Source organism: Streptomyces sp. NPDC037290, from assembly GCF_055603245.1.
The window spans coordinates 294,679-312,568 of sequence record NZ_JBVJVZ010000003.1; the positions used below are offsets into that span (position 1 = coordinate 294,679).

18 protein-coding genes are annotated in these 17,890 nt (G+C 71.4%); 9 read left to right on the forward strand and 9 right to left on the reverse strand.

Annotation, left to right across the window (positions count from 1 at the left end):
• The first annotated feature begins 54 nt into the window (after window positions 1–54).
• The gene (locus ACZ7HQ_RS12090; RefSeq protein WP_470987546.1) at window positions 55–975 is read left to right on the forward strand and encodes a CPBP family intramembrane glutamic endopeptidase; all 921 of its coding nucleotides are present in this window, start codon (window positions 55–57) and stop codon (window positions 973–975) included.
• A gap of 96 nt (window positions 976–1,071) precedes the next feature.
• Window positions 1,072–1,725: a class I SAM-dependent methyltransferase gene (locus tag ACZ7HQ_RS12095; protein WP_470987548.1), complete on the forward strand. Its 654-nt coding sequence runs from the start codon at window positions 1,072–1,074 to the stop codon at window positions 1,723–1,725.
• A gap of 382 nt (window positions 1,726–2,107) precedes the next feature.
• Here ACZ7HQ_RS12095 and ACZ7HQ_RS12100 read toward each other — a convergent pair whose 3' ends face one another.
• Entirely contained in the window at window positions 2,108–3,766 is a 1,659-nt protein-coding gene (locus ACZ7HQ_RS12100; RefSeq protein WP_470987550.1) for a penicillin-binding transpeptidase domain-containing protein, read from the reverse strand.
• Between the two features lie 231 nt (window positions 3,767–3,997).
• Between ACZ7HQ_RS12100 and ACZ7HQ_RS12105 the strand changes: the two genes are divergently transcribed.
• On the forward strand, window positions 3,998–6,334 hold the full coding sequence (locus tag ACZ7HQ_RS12105; RefSeq protein WP_470987553.1) for a glycosyl hydrolase family 95 catalytic domain-containing protein: 2,337 nt from the start codon (window positions 3,998–4,000) through the stop codon (window positions 6,332–6,334).
• Between the two features lie 138 nt (window positions 6,335–6,472).
• On the opposite strand, the gene ACZ7HQ_RS12110 is transcribed toward ACZ7HQ_RS12105, so the two are convergent.
• From ACZ7HQ_RS12110 to ACZ7HQ_RS12125, 4 genes are all read right to left on the reverse strand, one after another.
• Entirely contained in the window at window positions 6,473–6,910 is a 438-nt protein-coding gene (locus tag ACZ7HQ_RS12110; RefSeq protein WP_470987555.1) for a hypothetical protein, read from the reverse strand.
• Window positions 6,911–6,942: 32 nt separating this feature from the next.
• Window positions 6,943–7,320, reverse strand: a complete 378-nt coding sequence (locus ACZ7HQ_RS12115; protein WP_470987557.1) for a hypothetical protein — start codon at window positions 7,318–7,320, stop codon at window positions 6,943–6,945.
• Window positions 7,321–7,582: 262 nt separating this feature from the next.
• The gene (locus ACZ7HQ_RS12120) at window positions 7,583–7,756 is read right to left on the reverse strand and encodes a hypothetical protein (RefSeq protein WP_470987558.1); all 174 of its coding nucleotides are present in this window, start codon (window positions 7,754–7,756) and stop codon (window positions 7,583–7,585) included.
• 70 nt (window positions 7,757–7,826) lie between these two features.
• Window positions 7,827–8,450, reverse strand: coding sequence for a TetR/AcrR family transcriptional regulator (locus tag ACZ7HQ_RS12125; protein WP_470987563.1), 624 nt, complete (start codon window positions 8,448–8,450; stop codon window positions 7,827–7,829).
• Between the two features lie 83 nt (window positions 8,451–8,533).
• Here ACZ7HQ_RS12125 and ACZ7HQ_RS12130 point away from each other — a divergent pair, with 83 nt between their 5' ends.
• The gene (locus ACZ7HQ_RS12130; RefSeq protein ID WP_470987565.1) at window positions 8,534–9,457 is read left to right on the forward strand and encodes an SDR family oxidoreductase; all 924 of its coding nucleotides are present in this window, start codon (window positions 8,534–8,536) and stop codon (window positions 9,455–9,457) included.
• Between the two features lie 23 nt (window positions 9,458–9,480).
• Here ACZ7HQ_RS12130 and ACZ7HQ_RS12135 read toward each other — a convergent pair whose 3' ends face one another.
• Entirely contained in the window at window positions 9,481–10,017 is a 537-nt protein-coding gene (locus ACZ7HQ_RS12135; RefSeq protein ID WP_470987568.1) for an AAA family ATPase, read from the reverse strand.
• A 274-nt stretch (window positions 10,018–10,291) separates the two neighbouring features.
• Between ACZ7HQ_RS12135 and ACZ7HQ_RS12140 the strand changes: the two genes are divergently transcribed.
• The 3 genes from ACZ7HQ_RS12140 (at window position 10,292) to ACZ7HQ_RS12150 (ending at window position 12,472) form a co-directional block, all read left to right on the forward strand.
• Window positions 10,292–10,531, forward strand: coding sequence for a hypothetical protein (locus ACZ7HQ_RS12140; RefSeq protein ID WP_470987571.1), 240 nt, complete (start codon window positions 10,292–10,294; stop codon window positions 10,529–10,531).
• A 158-nt stretch (window positions 10,532–10,689) separates the two neighbouring features.
• Entirely contained in the window at window positions 10,690–11,088 is a 399-nt protein-coding gene (locus ACZ7HQ_RS12145; RefSeq protein ID WP_470987573.1) for an ACT domain-containing protein, read from the forward strand.
• A 694-nt stretch (window positions 11,089–11,782) separates the two neighbouring features.
• Window positions 11,783–12,472, forward strand: coding sequence for a hypothetical protein (locus tag ACZ7HQ_RS12150; RefSeq protein ID WP_470987575.1), 690 nt, complete (start codon window positions 11,783–11,785; stop codon window positions 12,470–12,472).
• 129 nt (window positions 12,473–12,601) lie between these two features.
• On the opposite strand, the gene ACZ7HQ_RS12155 is transcribed toward ACZ7HQ_RS12150, so the two are convergent.
• Window positions 12,602–13,555 (reverse strand): hypothetical protein, encoded by a 954-nt coding sequence (locus ACZ7HQ_RS12155; protein ID WP_470987578.1) that lies wholly within the window; start codon window positions 13,553–13,555, stop codon window positions 12,602–12,604.
• A gap of 51 nt (window positions 13,556–13,606) precedes the next feature.
• Complete coding sequence (locus ACZ7HQ_RS12160; protein WP_470987580.1) at window positions 13,607–14,842, reverse strand: MFS transporter; 1,236 nt, start codon at window positions 14,840–14,842, stop codon at window positions 13,607–13,609.
• A 56-nt stretch (window positions 14,843–14,898) separates the two neighbouring features.
• Between ACZ7HQ_RS12160 and ACZ7HQ_RS12165 the strand changes: the two genes are divergently transcribed.
• Window positions 14,899–15,492: a CGNR zinc finger domain-containing protein gene (locus tag ACZ7HQ_RS12165; RefSeq protein WP_470987583.1), complete on the forward strand. Its 594-nt coding sequence runs from the start codon at window positions 14,899–14,901 to the stop codon at window positions 15,490–15,492.
• A gap of 56 nt (window positions 15,493–15,548) precedes the next feature.
• Here the strand turns inward: ACZ7HQ_RS12165 and ACZ7HQ_RS12170 are convergent, their stop codons facing one another.
• Window positions 15,549–16,859 (reverse strand): hypothetical protein, encoded by a 1,311-nt coding sequence (locus ACZ7HQ_RS12170; protein ID WP_470987585.1) that lies wholly within the window; start codon window positions 16,857–16,859, stop codon window positions 15,549–15,551.
• A gap of 165 nt (window positions 16,860–17,024) precedes the next feature.
• On the opposite strand from ACZ7HQ_RS12170, the gene ACZ7HQ_RS12175 reads away from it, so the two are divergent.
• Window positions 17,025–17,774 (forward strand): SDR family oxidoreductase, encoded by a 750-nt coding sequence (locus ACZ7HQ_RS12175; protein WP_470987587.1) that lies wholly within the window; start codon window positions 17,025–17,027, stop codon window positions 17,772–17,774.
• Window positions 17,775–17,890: the final 116 nt, after the last annotated feature.

Consider the following 17,890-nt stretch of genomic DNA (forward strand, 5'->3'; position numbering starts at 1 on the left):
ATACGCGCCCCAGCCGGATCCCCGGCCGCCCCGCCGGCCCATAGCGTCCACCCCATGACGCTCTCACCCGGGTTCTTACCGCTCGTCAACCGGCGACGCGGCCTGTTCGTCTACCTCGGCGTCGCCTACATCGGCATGTGGGCAGCCATGTCACCGCTCCTGGTGAGTGGTTACCGGCGCGGCGACGCACGTGAGGCGACCGGCGCTCTCGAGCAGGTGTGTATCGCGGCCGCGATGCTGGCCCCTGCCCTCGCCGCAGTCCTCGTCATCCGTTGCACAGAGCGCAGCGGCCGGATACGGGACACTCTCGCCCTCCGATGGCCGAGGCCCCGGCGGCGCGGAGCACGAGCATGCCTGATGGCCTTCGCCGTCCCCGCCGGCCTGACCACGGCCGCTCTGGTCATCAGCACCCTCGCCGGCCGCTACCCGTTCGGCGGAGCGCACTGGAACGCGCTCGGGGCGTGGGCCACCGCAGCCGCGCCGAACATGCTGTTGTCGCTTCCGCTGTTCTTCGGCGAGGAACTGGGCTGGCAGGGTTACCTCTTCCCGCGCCTCGCACGGGACGGTGACCGCGGGAGCCTGATACGGGCGTACGTGGTCACCGGCGTGGCGTTCGCCCTTTGGCACCTGCCCACACTGCTGCTCGGCGGCCAGTACCCAGGCCGACCCTGGTATGTGTCGCTGCCTGCGATGCTGGTGAGCTGCGTCCTCATCCTGCCGGTCTTCACATGGCTGCGCCTGCGCTCCGGCTCGGTCGTACCCGCCGTCATCGGCCATGCGTTCGTGAGTACGGCGAGTGTCGACATGGTCAGGGAGTTCGCCGACCCCGGGGCAGCGCTTGATCCCCTGCACATGGGACTGGCCGGATGGCCCGGCTGGATCGTCACGGGCGCGTTCGTCGCTTTCCTGACGCTGACCGGCCGGCTCCAGCCATCCTTCTACACGTCCCGAACCACCGCCGCCAGAGCCCGGTGACCGCACGGCACCTGGCTGAGTCGAGCGGTGAAGGTCGCGGAGGTCAGCTCAAGGCCGTGCCGTGGACTGTCAGTTGCCTGGTCTAGGGTCGTCCGCATGGCTGAGCCCTCCTTTCTGACCGCCGTCCGCGAGTCGTACGACACGGTCGCCGCCGATTACGTCGAACGCGTCCCGCCCCCAGCCGCGATGGACCCGCTGTCACGCGCGATGCTGGCGGGGTTCGCCGAACTCGTGCGGGCGGCCGGTCTGGGGCCGGTCGCGGACCTGGGGTGCGGCCCCGGACGCGTGACGGCGCACCTGGCCGGGCTGGGGGTGTCCGCCTTCGGCGTCGATCTGTCGCCGAAGATGGTCGGGCTGGCCCGGCAGGCGTATCCGGACCTGCGGTTCACCGAGGGCTCGATGACCGCGCTGGAGACGAGGGACGACGAACTCGGCGGCATCCTGGCCTGGTACTCCACCCATCACACGCCCCCGCGGTGGCTGCCCGATGTGTTCGCCGAGTTCCACCGCACGCTCGCGCCCGGCGGCTACCTGCTCTGGGGAGACTACGTCGGCGACGAGCGGCTGCAGCCGACCCACGGCTATGGCCGTCCGGTGTCCTACGAGTCGTACCTCCTGCCCCTGGACCGCATGGTCGACCTGCTGGACCAGGCGGGACTCGTCGTCACCGCGAGACTGGAACAGGAGCCCGGCGGACGAGGCAACAGACCGCGCGCCTGCCTGCTGGCCCGCAAGCCCGATACGCCCTGACGGGGTTCGTTCCCGGGTGAGGCCGCTCGGCTGGACCGCCGACGAGCACGGGGCGGCCGGCCAGACCGCTGGGTGGCCGCCGCGCTCGTCGCCTCCCTGCGGACGGGCGCGCGCCGTCCGGATGACGAAGTCCCGCCCAGCGAGGGTCCGGACAGGGCCGCCTGATCTCGTTGCAGCGGTGGATCACGTCGCGGGCTGTGTCCTCGCCAACCGCACGAGCCGCGCGATCACCGGCACGCCGTTCCCGCCCGTCCTGCTCAGTCAGCCTGTGGACCTGACCGGTTGCACCATCCCGCCTCGCTGCCGCACCGGTCGAACGTGTCGGCACATCCGACCGGCCCGAGGACCACTCGTCCGGTGCGGCCGCGGGCCGAACCCCGGTTCAGCCCTCGGTCAGCAGTCGGCGGACCACGTATCCGGCGGAGTCCACGCCCGAGCTGCCGCCTTCGACCAGCGCGGCCACCGAGATGCGGGAGTTGTACGCGGTGAGCCAGCCGTTGGTGTGGTCCCCCTCCTCCGCGGTGCCGGTCTTGGCGCCGACGCCCACCAGTCCGCCCAGTCTCGGAGCCGCCGTACCGCTGGTGGCCACGTTGCGCATCATCGACTGCAGATAGCCGGCCGTGCGGGCGGAGATGGGCCGGGGCGCGGTGTCCTGGTGCTGTCCCGGCAGGATGATCGGCTGCTCGAAGCCGGCCCCCCGCACGGTGGCCGCCACGGACGCGAGGAACAGGGGCGTTGCGGTGACCTTGCCCTGGCCGATGAACTGGGCCGCCTGGTCGCCGCCCTGGACGTCCGGCGGGATGCTCGGGTCGGTGGTGGCGACCCCGCCGCCGATGGACCAGCTGCTCATGCCGAAGACGTTGACCGCCTCGTCGTGCAGGGCGGAGGCGTCACCGTCGTGCACGAGCGAGTGGAAACCGTCCTTGATGAAGGCGGTGTTGCAGGACACCGTGAAGGCCTGCGCGAGCGAGGAACCGGGGTTGGCCCGCACGCCGGAGTCGTTGTGGAACAGCTGGCTGTTGGCCATCAGGGAGTCCGTGCACGGCGCCGGGCTGTTCGGCGTGAGGCCCGCCTTGTCGAAGAGGGCCGCCGAGGTGATGATCTTCATCGTGGAGCCGGGGGACTTGATGCCGTTGATGGCGATGTCGCCGTCGTCGCCCGTGTGCGCGAGCGCGAGGATGTGTCCGTTGCGCCAGTCGAGTGCCACGGTCCCGGCGGGCTTCTGCTGAAGGTGGGCGTCCTTCACTGCGCGCTCGGCCACCGCCTGGAGGCCGGCGTCGATGGTGGTCCTGACGGTCGCGGGCCGGCCCTTGGAGAAGACCCGCAGGGTCTTCACACCCGCGCCACCGCCGTCGACGACGGCCACGCCCGTTCCGGGAGTGCCGCCCGTGGCCTTCGCGTTCTTGCCGATGGTCGCCGCGATGTCCCGCAGCGACGCGAAGCGGGACAGGTCCGTCCTGCCGTCGCTCGCGACGACCTTCGCGCCGGTCGCGCCGGCCGGCAGCTTGCCCGCGGTCAGCGACTGGTCGTCGCCCAGGCCCGGATAGAGCACCGAGTTGTTCCAGTGGACCGCCAGCTGACCGTTGGTGCTCTTCCGCACCGCCACCGCGCTCGGATAGCTCCAGGTGCCGCCCGCGACCTGGGCGGTGACGTCGAAGGTCACCTTGGTGGCGCCCGCAGTCACCGACGACGGCCCCGCATTGAGGATGTGATCGAACGTCAGCTTCTTCAGGTGCAGGCCGTCGGCGTAGCCGCGCAGTGCCGGGGACGCCGTGTCCGGTGTGTCGGTGACGCTCGCCGCGCCGTCCAGGTGCCGCTGGGACCAGCTGTCCAGGAACGCGCGGGTCAGCCTCTTCGCCTCGGCGCCCGACGGGGGCGTGCTCGACACCGCTGAGGGGTCGAAACGGCCTGCCTTCCCGGACTTGTCGTCACCCGCTGAACCGGAGGTCAGGCCCTGCACGATGTTGTAGGTACCGATTCCCCCGAGTGCGAGCAGCGCGGTGCAGGTACCGGCGAGGCCGATCTTCACAGCTCTGTTCATGTGCAGGATCGTATGTACGTTCCATGAAAGCGTGTGCCGATCATGGGCAGATTGTTATGGAACGTCAGGCCGCCGAAGCCGTGCCGCACTCGTCGAACTCCCCCAACGAGCTGATACATCGGAGGACTTGGAGAGCGGATGCCATCCAAGTCATTGACAGGAACCCGAAGCGTCCCTACGTTCCCCGAGACACCCGATGTTTCGATGACTCGTCAGGTTTGGAGGGCGACGATGACCTCGCAGCCGGACAAGCGTTCACCGGTTCCCCGCAGATCCGTGCTCGGCACCGCGCTGGGCGGCGCGGCCGTGGCGGTGCTGCCCGGGACGGCCCTCGCCGCGCCGTCCGTGCGGACGGAGCCGTCCGACAGCGCCGGGCCGGCCGGCCAGGGCAGCGGACGTCCCTGGAGTCTGAGCGACACCATGACCTCCGACCGCTCGTGGGAAGGGTTCCTGCGCGGCCAGGACCTGCTGTGGACCCGGCTGCCGACGCTCTGGCACGAGGGCCCGTTCCTCGGGGACGGGCTGCTGGGCAGCATGGTCTACCAGGAACCGGGCGCCAGCCGGATCCGCTTCACCGTCCAGCACGGCCGGGTGCAGGACCACCGGCCCGAGTTCGGCAGCGGCTGGGGCACCTGCCGTCTGCCGGTCGGTCATCTCACGCTCGATCCGGTCGGCACCATCACCGCCGTCGACTGGCGGCTGAGCCTGTGGAACGCCGAACTCACCGGCACCGTCACCACCACGGCCGGCACCCTCACCCTCTCCGCCCTCATCCACGACGAGGTCTTCGCCGTCCGGGTGACGGCCGCCGGCGGCGAGAAGGTCACCTGGACGTTCCACCCCGAGGAGGCCATCAGCCCCCGGAAGATCCAGGAAGCCCCGCCCGCCGGCTACACCGCCAACCCGCCCTGGACCACCCGGACCACACCCGACGGCACCGCACAGGTGCTCCAGCCCCTCGACGGCGGCGGACAGACCGCGACCTCGTACCGGCGCGCCGGCGACGACCTCCTGCTCAGTGTCGGCCACAGCTTCCCCTCGACCACCGCCGCCGAGGCCGACTCGGTACGCAACCTCCGGCGCGCGCCGTCCTACGGTGCCCTGCGGCGACGGCACACCCGCTGGTGGCACGCGTTCTACCGGAAGAGCTTCGTGTCGTTCCCCGACCAGCGGCTGCAGAGCTTTCACTGGATCCAGCTCTACAAGGTCGCCTCCGCCAGCCGCGCGGGCGGCCCCGTGATGGCCACCTCCGGACCGTGGCTGGAGCCGACGCCCTGGCCCGCGGTCTGGTGGAACCTCAACGTCCAGCTGGAGTACTGGCTCATCCACGGCTTCAACCACCCCGAACTCGACGCGCTCGCCCCCACGCTGCGGCAGAACCAGGAACAGCTCGCCGCCAACGTGCCCACCGCCTACCGCTCGGACAGCTCGGGCATCGGCCGCAGCTCCGACATGTTCGCCGACCGCGAGGTGGGGCAGCCGGGCACCGGGGCCGAGACCGGCGACCTCACCTGGGCGCTGCACAACGTGTGGCTGTCCTACCGGCACTCCATGGACAAGAGCCTGCTGCGCGACACGATCTACCCCGTGCTGCGCCGGGCCATCAGCTACTACCTGCACTTCCTCACGCCGGGCAGCGACGGCAGGCTCCACCTGCCGAGCACGCTCTCCCCCGAATATCCCGTCGTACCGCCGCAGGACACCAACTACGACCTCGCCCTGATCCGCTGGGGGTGCCAGACCCTGATCGAGTCGGCCCAACTGCTCGGAATCGATGACGAGTTGACGCCACGCTGGCAGGAGGTGCTGGCCCGGCTCACACCGTACCCGGTGGACGAGAACGGCTTCATGATCGGTGCCGACACCCCGTACGCCCAGTCCCACCGGCACTACTCGCACCTGCTGATGGTGTACCCGCTCCACCTCGTCACCTGGGACCAGCCCGAGAACCGCGATCTGATCAAGAAGTCCGTGGCCCACTGGCACGCGCTCACCGGCGCCCACCGCGGCTACAGCTACACCGGCGCCGCATCCATCCACGCGATGACCGGCGACGGCGACACCGCGATCGGCTTTCTGCGCAAGTTCTTCGATCCGGGGACCCGCTATCCCTGCCGCGCCAACACGCACTACACCGAGGCCGGCCCGGTCATCGAGACACCGCTGTCCGCCTCGCAGTCCCTGCACGACATGCTCTGCCAGAGCTGGGGCGGGATCGTCCGCGTGTTCCCGGCCGTCCCTTCCGCCTGGGCGGACGTGACCCTGCACAACTTCCGCACGCAGGGCGCCTTCCTGGTCAGCGCCGTGCGCAAGGCGGGAGCCACGCGGTTCATCCGGGTCAGGAGCCTGGCGGGCGAGCCGCTCAAGCTCCGGCACGGTCTGACCGGATCCCTCACCGTGCTGCTGGACGACGGCACCCCGGCCCGCGCCCAGGACCTGGGCGACGGAACCCTCGCCATCGACGTTCCCAAGGGCCGCGAGGTCCTTGTCCACTCCGGCTCCCGGCCGGACCTGGTCATCGCCCCCGTGGCGGTCGGCGAACCGGGGCCCGCCTGGGGTCTGCCGTAGCGGCGGCACGCTCTCGCCCGACGTCTCATCCCGTCCAGGGACGGTTCCCCTCTTCGCCACTCCGGCGGCCGCCCGGTTCCTGTCAACCGGGCTTCCGCCGACGGCGTCGCCTACCCGGTACTGGCCCCCTCCATGAGGTCACTTCACTTCGACTGTGACCTTCCACGGCGTGACCACCAAAGGACAGACATGGCCTGAATCGGGGAGACAGCGTCGTTGCGCGGTGATGGTGGCGGTGCCGTCATGTTCCGTGCGGAAGGCCGCTGATGCGTCGCCGCTCGGTGTCGTACGGCCAGCGGTACGCCGGAGAACGGCGGAGTTGCTGGAAGTCGGGGTGCTCCAGACCCAGGTGAGTCCGTTTTCGCGGTAGCCGGTGAGCCGAATCTCGTTGTCGTCACCCAAGCTCGCCATCACGGATCGGCCGTTGTCCGAGTTCGTGAGCGCGATGCGCTGGGTCAGCCGGGCCCGGTCGGCTGCCTGGCCGTGGGCAGCCGCCGGTGCCGCAGCAGCGGCCATGACAGTGATCAGGGTCAGGGCCGTGCCCCATGTAGCGGCAGACCGCTTCGTTCCCACCATGATTCCCTTTCTTGGATCCCGCCGGACAGTCCCTAGGGCAATACGAACTTCACCGACCGGAAGGTGACATCATCCGGCTCTTGGTCACTGCCTGGCTTGAGGACGACCTTGGGGCTACCCGTGCAGTCGTCAGTCGCGAAGATCTGGGCATTGGCCCTGGTGCTGGTGTTCTGAGGCGCGAATGCATCCGCGTATTGCTGCCCAGGTGCGAGGTCGGAGACTTGCGGGATGAGGATGCATTCGTTCAAGGGGGGCTGTTCCGGCAGGCTCGCGCTCACCGCGGCCCCGGTTGAGGTGTCGATGTACTTGTAGTTGAGCCCGAGCTCGTCCTGTGCGTGTGCGGCGGTGGCGGATGGGAGGGCCAGGGCGAGGGCGCTCGTGATGGCGAGCAGCGCGGAGCGCGGACGCATGGTGGGTCCCCTTCGGCGGGCAGGTGTGGGTTGAGACGCCCCCATGATGCTGGCACCCGGGCGGGGCATACGCCGATAGAGCCGTCCATGGGATCAATCCACCCGCCGGTGTGAATCTACGGGGTCCAGCGGCCGTTGCCATGGCGGGACATCTAAGACAGCAGCACGTCCAAGCCTCCCTCACCGCAAGTTCGGTGAAGAAGGCTTGGGTATGAAGGGCCGGCCCTTGAAGATGCCGGCTATCGCTGCGGCGCCCTGGACATCACTGGTCGAGCTCGTCCTGGATATCGTCCAGCGACTGCTGCTGCCCACGCTCCTGCTGCTGGCGGGCCTTGTCCTGTGCCTGCCCGCCCCTCTGCTGCGCCTGCCGCTTGGCCTGCTCCACCTTCTCCTTGGCCTGCTGCGCCTTCTGATGCATCTCATCCTTGATGCCCATGGGGATTCACTCCTTGAGTGGGGGGTAGGCCCAGGCTCGCATCCAGCTGTAACCGCCGCACCCTGAAGCATCACGATCCGTGACGGCATCCGGAACGTCCCCTGCCGCTGGACCCATCGGACACACCCTGGACGCCCGAGGTCACGGCCTTGAGTTCGGTCAGGGACTCGCGGATCAGCTGCTGCATCGGACGTTCCTCGGCAGGTGCGATCCAGCGTTCGAAGCCGATCTTGAAGACGGCGACCGCCGCCTCGGCGGCCAGGCTCGCGGTCGTCTCCGCGACACCGCGGCCGCGCAGGGTGCCGGCGAGGGCGGCCACCAGCGAGGCGAGCTTGATCAGCTCGCGCTCCTGGAGTTCCGCGTTCGCCGTGATCACGGCATGCCGCCGGCGGGCGAAGTCGCGCCGGTCGGCGAACATCTCGGCGACCGCGTCCAGCCCGACCGTCAGCGCGTCGAGCGGCGCCGCGGACTCGGGAGCACCGGCGACCGCCCGCACGAACAGGTCCTCCAGCTCACCGGCGCCGGCGAACAGCACCTCGCGCTTGTCGGCGTAGTGCCGGAAGAAGGTCCGCTCCGTGAGCCCGGCCCTCTTGGCGATCTCCGCCACGGTGGTCTGTTCGTACCCGTGCTCGTCGTAGAGCGCCAGTGCGGCCTTCGCCAGGCGTCCGCGCGCGTCCGGCTCCCATCTACCCATGCCGAGATCCTACGTGATGACAGGAGCTGACATCGGGTGTAGCGTCTATGGCAGTCACTGACATCAATTGTTTGGGGTCTCCCATGCGCATCTTCGTCACCGGCGCCTCCGGCTGGATCGGATCCGCCGTCGTACCCGAACTCATCGAAGCGGGGCACCAGGTCGTGGGGCTCGCCCGCTCCGACGCCTCCGCCGCAGCGCTCGGCGCGGCCGGCGCGGAGGTCGTCCGCGGCACCGTCGACGACCTCGGCGTGCTGCGGGACGCGGCCGCCGCCTCGGACGGGGTGATCCACCTCGCCTTCAAGCACGACATCGCGTTCAGCGGCGACTTCCAGGGCGCCGCCGAGGCGGACCGCCGCGCCGTCGAGGCCTTCGGCGACGCGCTCGCCGGCACGGACCGGCCCTTCGTCCTGGCCTCGGGCGTGGCCGGTCTCGCGCCCGGGCGGGTGGCGACCGAGCGGGACATGCCCGCGTACGACGGCACGCCCTTCTCGCTCCGGGCGGCCACCGCGGGGGCGGTGCTCGGGTTCGCCTCGCGAGGCATCCGCTCGTCCGTGGTGCGACTCTCGCCGACCTGCCACGGCGAGGGCGACAACGGATTCATGACCATGCTGGTGGCCGTTGCCCGTGAGAAGGGCGTCTCCGGCTACATCGGCGACGGCGCCAACCGCTGGCCGGCCGTCCACCGCCTCGACGCGGCGCACCTGTTCCGCCTGGCGGTCGAACGGGCCCCGGCCGGATCGGTGCTGCACGGTGCCGCGGAAGACGGCGTCAGGATCCGTGACGTCGCCGAGGTGATCGGCCGCCACCTCGATGTGCCGGTGGTCTCCGTGTCCCCCGACGCCGCGCCGGAGCACTTCTCCTGGCTGGCGGGCGTCTTCGGCCTCGACGCCCCTGTGTCGAGCAGCCTGACCCGTGAACTGCTGGACTGGAAGCCGACGCAGCCGTCGCTCCTCGAAGACCTCGACAAGGGCCACTACTTCCGCACCCCTGCCGCCGGCGCTTGACGCGCCTCCCGCCCGGGGGAGTCTCAGTGCTCCAGCGGCAGGAGCCCCACCAGCCCGGTGTCGTCCATGATGCGCTCAACGGTCTCGGCCAAGGAACTGTCGGCGCTGATGACCGTCTCCACTCCCCCGGGCAACAGGTCCCTGTGCCGGTACCAGTTGCGCAGGTCTGTTTCACTCACCTCGTCGGCGATCGGCTTGGTCGCATGGCGGGAGAGGGTTTCGCCGAACGGCACGTCAAGGTAGTAGGCGTGGGTCGGCCCCCGGTGGTCGGTGCGCAGTCGGGCGAGCATGTCACCGTAGCGGTCGGCGTACAGGATGCCCTCCACGATCACGTGGTAGCCGGCGTCCAGGGCGTAGCGTGCGACGGTGTCGATCAGACCGATGTTCGCCGCTCCGGGCCGGTCCCGCTCGCGCAGCACGACACGGCGGAGGGTGTCCTGTTCCACCAGGGCGAGCCCACGGCCGAACCGGGACCGGATCCCGGCCGCTACGGACGACTTGCCCGAGGCACTGTTGCCCCGCAGCAGCACCAGCCGGGTCTGTTCGGTACCGACTCCCATCTGCCGCAGGGTACCGGCCCCCGGCGTTGACTCGGTCGGTCCCTTCTTCGCGGTGGGCACCTCGGCCGCCTCCAGGGTCTGCCCGGCGGATCGGCCGGCTCCGGGCACGGCACTGTGCCGGCGCAGAGGGGCATGCCATGCCCCGCGACTCCGGCATGATCCGCCGGACAGACCCCGGGCGTCCCGGAGGAAGTGCGTGCGGTTCCCGCTGTCGAGGTGGGTCGGACAGGCACTGAGACGCGTGGCGGCGTGCAGCATCGCGAGGCCCTGGGCGGTGAGTCGTCTGGCGGACCTGGGCGGGGACCCCGCCCCGGACACGTTCGAGGGCGGCTTCCAGAGCCGTGTCACCGGCTGGAGCCTGGAACCGGCCACCGCGGATCCGTCGGCCCGCACGCGGGCGGACACCCACCCCGGGCAGGGCTGCTTCCCGCTCGACCGGGCGACACTCGACGCGGTGGACGCGGTCCTGCACATCAGCAACGGCACGGCCGCCGGTACCCCCGCACACACATGACGCGACGGGCGACGGTAAGACGGACCCCCACGCCGCCGGACCGCCCTCCGCCAGGCGGGTCACGGCGGCGCCGGCCGGCGGCTTGGAGACGGCCGATGCCGTGACCGGCACGGCTCGCCTGCCGGGCCTGCGGCCGGTCGCCTCGTAGGGTGGGGTCCGTGACCGGCGAGACTGATCTGCAGACACTGCTCAGCGGCATGCGTCCCGAGCTGAATCCGGGCCACTATGTCTTCACCATGGCGGAGGGAGGTGTGCCGTCCGGCGTCAACCCCGTGGTGACGGTCGCCGAGCAGGAGGGCCTGACCCTCGTCGTCCCTCAGGCGGAGGCGGACGGGGCGGGGATGGCGTACGACTACGTGGCCGGATGGATCACCTTGCGGGTGCACTCCGCGCTGGCCGCGGTCGGTCTGACCGCCGCCGTCTCCCGCGCCCTGGCTGACGCGGGCCTGAGCTGCAACGTGGTCGCCGGCTTCCACCACGACCACCTCTTCGTACCGTACGAGCACGCCGAACGGGCCATGGACGTCCTCCGGCGCCTGTCCCGCACCGCTTCCTGAGCCCCGGGGAGGGCAGGTCGCGTCCGCGTCTGGTGTGCCGTCGGCGACTGCGCGCACGCATTCTGGTCGCTGCCGCCTCCTCACCGACGGGGACCGGCCCATGACAGGCGACTGGGGCGCGCACTGAACGATCACGGCGCCGAACCCGGTGTCCGCTTCCTGTGCGTGGGCGTCGGCCTACGCACTCCGCACCTTCACCTGCATCGCCCCGGGCCACCTGCCGCCCGCGCTGCGGGACGGGCTGCTCTGCGGCGCTCCGCTCGTCTTCTCCGCCCATCATACCGACGCCGACGGACATGAACCGCCTGGAGACCCGGGCGTGGAGGCGAGTTCGGCACCGTCGTCCGGCCGGACGTTCACTCGTGAGCGTGTTACGGCGGAGGCCTGCCGCCGGCGGACGTGAGGGCCGAACACGCAACAGCAAACACGGCAGTTCGCCGAAGCCGCGGTCCTGGCCTGGTCGGACCGGCCTCAGCGCGGCTGTCCTTATGCGGCTTCTCCTTCGGGGAGTTGCGAGAGAACGCATTCCCAATGTGACGGAAACAGGTCGGCCCACCCCTATCATCCCTGTGTTGGGACCTCCCGCAAGGAAAACCTCCCGCCCTGCCGGGGAACCCGCCACAACTCCCGCTCCCCGCTTGCCGCCACCAGAGGCAAAGGAGCGCACCACACGCACTCACGATCGGAGCGACAGATGCCCGAGCCCACCGCCCCCGTCACCGAGTTGACCTCGCAGTACGTCAGCCAGGTGACCAATGACCTCGAGCACAACGTCAAGGAACAGGAGCGGATCAGCGCCGAAATCGTGGCACTGCAGGAGCAGTTGACCGCTCTGCGGCATGATCACACCATTCTCACGAGCATGCAGCAGGCGCTCGGTGTGACCTCGGTGGGCGCACCCGCCACTCCCGACGGCGCCGTGGTGCCCGGCCCGCGGAAGAACACCGCCGCGTCCGGCACACGTCGGGCGTCGAAGAAGGCGACCGCGGAGCAGCCCGAGACCAGGAAGCGGTCCGCCAGGAAGCCGTCGGTGTCGAAGCAGGCGGTGGCGAAGCAGGCGGCGTCGAAGCCCGCGGTGGCGAAGCCCGTGGTGAAGAAGCCGGCCGCCCCGACCGCTCAGCCCACGCTCGTCGAACTCGTCCGCCGCCACCTCGCGGACCAGCAGGAACCCCGCTCCGCGGCGGAGGTCGCCGAGGCGCTCGAACAGGCACATCCCGACCGGGCCATCCAGACCAAGGTCATCCGGACCACCCTGGAGAACCTCGTGGCCCGCAACAGCGCCCAGCGCACCAAGCAGGGCTCGTCCGTCTTCTACACCCTTCCCGCCGATGCGGAGCCGGCGGCGGCAGTCGCGGAGGAGCCCCGGCCCGAAGCCGCCGAATGAAGCGTGGCCACACGCCCCGTCCCGACCGCGGCGCCGGACGGTGCCGCCGAGTCGAGGGACGGGGCCGGTTCCGTACGGCTTCACCCCTCGACTGGCACGCCGTCAGATACGGTCGCTACTGCCCAGGGTTCACAGGCCGGCTCTCTGTCGCGTCTGGTCGAACTCGGCCACCGGGTCGACACCGCCGGCCTGCCAGGGCCATGGCGTGACGCAGCCGCCTATCGCCTCGAAGACGGGACGCGCCTCCACGCGCCGGTCCGCTGCCATCAGCGCGTAGGCGAGGATGTTGAGGTCGGCCAGCGCCTTGGCGTGACGGAGGAACCCGGGTTGGCCCCATGTGTGCGCCACGCGGTCGAGGGCCTGCACGGCCATCGCGTGGGACCAGTGGTTGCGCGCCACCAGTGCCTCGAATCCGCCGCGGTCGAGGATGGAGTGGTACTGGAGGACCTGGGCGGCGAGTTCGGTCACGACGCACGGCGCGTTGGCGGGCACGCGGGCGCACAGGGTGTCCACGAACTCCAGGACCTGGATACGCGACCCCGCCTCGTCCGGGCTGAGGTAGGCGAGCATGCTCAGATAGGCCTCGCGGTTCCAGCGGTCGCGTGCGAGCACCTCGTTCCACACCCCGAAGACCTGGGACTGCTCCCGGCGCTCCAGGCGGGCCACCGCGAGGAGGGCCACCCAGGGAGTGGGGTCCTCCGGGGCGAGTTCGGCAGCCCGCAGACAGCTGTCGATGGTGTCGGCCGGATCTTCGAGCCGGCCCTGGGCACGGCCCTCGGCCACCCGGGTCCAGGCGTGCAGGACGTGCGCGTTCGCGCTGCGGGGCTCACGCGTGACCCAGGACCGTGGCAGTTGGGAGCCGGAGAGGTATCCCGCCAGGACGTCGATGCGATGCGTCCGGCGGTCCCAGTCGCCCGGTTCCTGCTCCAGGAGGCGGGACATCTGCGCCACACACAGATCGGTGGTCGCGAAGGTGCCGGTCCTGGTGGTCGCCACGAGAGACTTCAACAGCTTGCCGAGCTCCTGGTCGTCGAGTTCCGGAGCCAGACGAGCCCTTCTGCGGCGACTTGAAAGAAATGCCATGGCCGGAGGCTAGGCGGGATCGGTGCGGACACAAGAGCTTGGCCGAGATCGTTATGGTTTACACGTATCATCCGACATCTGTCCGGGCGCCGGGGGCCTTGTCGGTGGTACGGGCTCGTTCAGCCTCGTCCGCGCGACGGTGTCCAGCGGTACGGCGCGGACGCCCAGCACCGCTACGGCCACCACGCCCGCCGCCGCGACCAGGGTGCCGGAGAGGGACCGGGCCCCGAGCGGGCCGGCGATCGCCGCCCCCGCTGCGAAGCCGGTGATCTTCAGGCTGGCGCCGGTGGTGAAGATCTGGCCCCGCAGACGGTCCGGAGCCTCCTGGTGGCGCACCGCGAACACGGCGGTGAGCTGCGGTCCTTCACCCATTCCGGCCAGCAGCAGGGCCAGGACGAGCAGGGCGGGACGGCCCGCCGCCGCAAGGGCGAGCGCGCCGGCCTGGATCAGGGCGCCGGCCCGGATGATCGAGTCGGGGGCGACGGATCGTGGGAAGCGCGCCAGTACGGCGTTGGCCGCCAGGGCCGATACGGCCGCACAGGAGAGCAGCAGCGCGCCGCGCCCCGCGCCGCCGAGCACTCGCTCGCCCAGCACCGGAACGCAGGCTGTCAGCGTGCCCTGCGCCGCACAGCACACGACCGAGAGCAGAGTCGCCCGCGCCAGCCGGGGTCTGCCGACGATGACCCGCGTTCCTGCCACCAGGTCGCCGGCCAGCGAACCCCGCTTCACGTCCCGCATCCGCACGGGACACCCTGGCAGGGTCCAGGCGGCGGGCGCCGCCGAACCGATGAGCGCCGCCGACACCACCACGGCCGTCGACGCCCCCAGCGTCTCGGCCAGCCCGCCGGCGAGTGCCGGACCGGCCAGGCTCGCCGCGCCGAAGGTCATGGCGTCGAGGGCGTTCGCCCGTGGCAGCCGGTCGCCCGTGGCCACGCGCGGCAGCTGACTCGTCCAGCCGCCCGACAGTGCCGGCCCCAGCGATCCGGTGAGGACGGCGATCAGGACGGTGACCGTGAACGGAAGCCGGCCGAGCCCCGCGACGATCACCACCAGGCCTGCCGCGTACAGGACGAGCGCCACGGCGAGCAGCCGTCCCGGCCGCTGCCGCCGGTCGAGCAGCGCCCCGAGCACCGGTCCGCCGGCCGCCGCCGCGACCGTGATGCCCGCGAGCAGCGCCGACGCCTCCGACGGCGACCCGGCGGCGGCGTATCCCGCCAGCATCAGCGCCGGTCCGGACATCTCGTCCCCGGCGCGTGCCATCACCGCCCCCGCGAGATAGGAGGCCATCGCGTAACGCCTTATCACTATGGTGACGTTACGGAGGTAACTCAAATCTTCACAATATGCGTTACAGTGCGCCGGTGTCCTCCAGAGATGCCGCCGGCGACTGGTCCACCCGGCACTCCGTCCTGACCATGGCTCGCCGTACCGCCGCCCTCGTCAACGCCCTCGCCGCGGACCGCCCCGACCCCGGCGACGTGGCGGAGGTGCTCCGCGCATACGGCGAGAGCGGCCCCGTGGACCTCACCGCCCGTGACGTCGCGGGGATGCGGGAGGCCGCCGACCGGCTGCGGGAGGTCTTCGCAGCCGAGCACGCCGACGACGCCGCCGTCGCCCTCAACCGCCTGCTGCGCGCACACACCGGGCCGCTCCGCCTGACCTCGCACGGCGGTGGCACGCCCTGGCACCCCCACCTCGACCACGACGACGACGCGCCCTGGGCCGAGTGGTTCCTCGCCTCGTCCTGCCTGGCCCTGACCGTTCTCGTCTGGGACCGCCAGCTCCCGCCCGGCAGAGCCTGCGCGTCCGCCGCCTGCCGGAACGTCTTCGTCACCCAGGGGCCCGGCCCCGAACGCCGCTACTGTTCCCGGCGCTGCGCGACGCGCGAGCGGGTCGCGGCCCACCGACGCACCCGCTCCGCGCCCTCACCGCAGTGACGGGAGTGCCCCGGGCGCACCACGGCGGCTGCAGGCACTCCGGAATGAGCCGCCTGCTACGCGAGGCCGCCGTCGCACACCGACCAGACCTCGCGCAGGAGGGCGGGGTAGTCCTCCCCATAGGTGGTGATGCCCGCGTACACCGCGTCCAGGGCCGCCTGCAGGGGGTCAGGGTCGGCGGCGGCGAGCAGCGCGGGCACGGCCATGTGCGGCTGGGATATGGGCAGGGAGGAATCCGGCTCGCCGAGGGTGACCCGCACGGTGTACCGCACCACTTCGGCGGACTCGTCCGTCGGCGGCTCGGACGGCGCGGGGGACGGTGTCCAGTCGGCCGCGGGCCCCACGATCAGCGCGGTCGGATCGGGCACCGGAATCGGCAGGGACACCTCGCCCCGGGCGAGCGGCGCCTCGAAGGGCGGACGCTCGGGCGGCACGGCCGGGCCGACGGTTCTGTCGGGGACCCTCGGGTCGGCGTGGAGGGCCTGCCACACCACGGACTCGTCGTCGAGCGGCGGCGGCAGCGGTCGCCCCTCGGTGACGGCGGTGAGTCCGGCGTCGATCCAGTCCAGTTCCGCGAGACCCGCCGCCCCGCACGCGCGGCGCGCGGCCAGCAGGGCCACCGCGCGCTGCGTGGCGGGGCCGGCGGCGTCGATGGCGTGCACGAGCGCCGCGTCGAAGCGGAGCAGGCCGCTCACGTTGCCGCCGACGCCGCGCAAGGCCTGGCTCGGCGACCGGCCTCCCCACGCCCAGCGCTCGTAGGCCAGTTCGCGTTCCCGGTCCGCCTGTTCCTGCGCGAGGCGGGCCTGGCGTTCGGCCTCGGCGCGTTCGGCCGGGGTGGGAGGGGGTGGCAGCGTGCGGGCGTAGTCGTGCCAGTACGCCGCCATCCCCGAGGTCTGCCGCACGACACGGTCCGGCGCGGGCGGGGCGGGCCAGAACTGCAGGAGATAGCGGTCCAGTTGTGGCTCGCCGTCCAGCCGGGTGTCCTCCTCGTGTGCCGCGTCCATGCCCTGAGCGCAATAGCGGATCCGGTAGTCGGTCTGCTCCAGGCCCAGTTCCCAGGAGCCCTCGCCGCCCCACAGCACGAGCGAGGTGCTGTCCGAGACGGGGCGGAAGGGCACCTCCACCACGTCCTCCCAGCCGGGGTCCAACGGCGGGGCCTCGTCGTGCACTTCGACGGTGAAGCCGACGTCGCCCGTGTGCAGTCCGGTCGTCAGCCACAGGGTGCCGGGAATCGCAGCGCCGCACAGACCGGAGGACTGGCCGGCGAACGCCTCGGCGAGGTCCGGGCCGCAGCTGTCCGGATCGCTCTCGACGTAGAGCTGGCCGTAGTGGACGTGCACTTCTCCCTCGACGGGCCTGCGCATCATTACCCCCATCGCCTCCAGGAACGGGCCATGCTCCGCACCCTACGGCCCGGCACTGACAACGCCCGGTCACGCACGCATACGCGGGCCGCGGACGGCACGTACAGCCGCCAGGTCGAGGTCCGTTCGCCGCCAGCGTCGCTCGTGTCCCGCCGGTGAGATGGACGCATGACTACACAGGCGACCCTGAACGGTAAGAAGGCCCTGGTCACCGGCGGCAGCCGGGGCATCGGTGCGGCGACGGCGCTGCGGCTCGCGCAGGAGGGTGCGGACGTGGCGGTGACCTTCGTGCGGGGGAAGGAGGCGGCGGAGGACCTGGTGCGGGCCGTCGAGGCGCTGGGGCGACGGGCGGTGGCCCTGCGTGCCGACGCCGCGGACGCGGCAGAGGCGGCGGGCGCCGTGGACCGGGCGGCCGAGGCACTCGGGGGCCTGGACGTCCTCGTGAACAACGCGGCCGCGGGACTGATGCAGCCGCTGGAGACCATGTCGCTCGCCGACGTGGACCGCCTGATCGCCGTGAACGTGCGCGGGGTGTTCCTGGCCTCCCGGGCCGCCGCCGCACTGATGGCACCCGGTGGACGGATCATCACCATCGGCAGTTGCGTCACCCGGCGCACGCCGGGCCCGGGTGCCACGCTGTACGCGATGAGCAAGTCGGCCGTCGTCGGGCTGACGAAGGCGCTGGCCCGCGAACTGGGCGGGCGCGGGATCACGGCGAACGTGGTGCACCCGGGCCCGACCGACACCGACATGAACCCCGCGGACGGGCCGTTCGCCTCCGGGCAGGCAGCCATGACCGCCCTCGGCCGCTTCGGCACGGCCGAGGAGGTGGCGTCGGCGGCGGCCTTTCTGGCGGGTCCGGACGCGGTGTACGTGACGGGCGCGGAACTCTCGGTGGACGGTGGGTACGCGGCATGACCGGGGCGGGGGGGGGGGGGGGGGGGGGGGGGGGGGGGGGGGGGGGGGGGGGGGGGGGGGGGGCGGGGGGGGGGGGGAGGGGGACCTGCTGCTGCCCTCCTTTTGTTTGTCTGGGT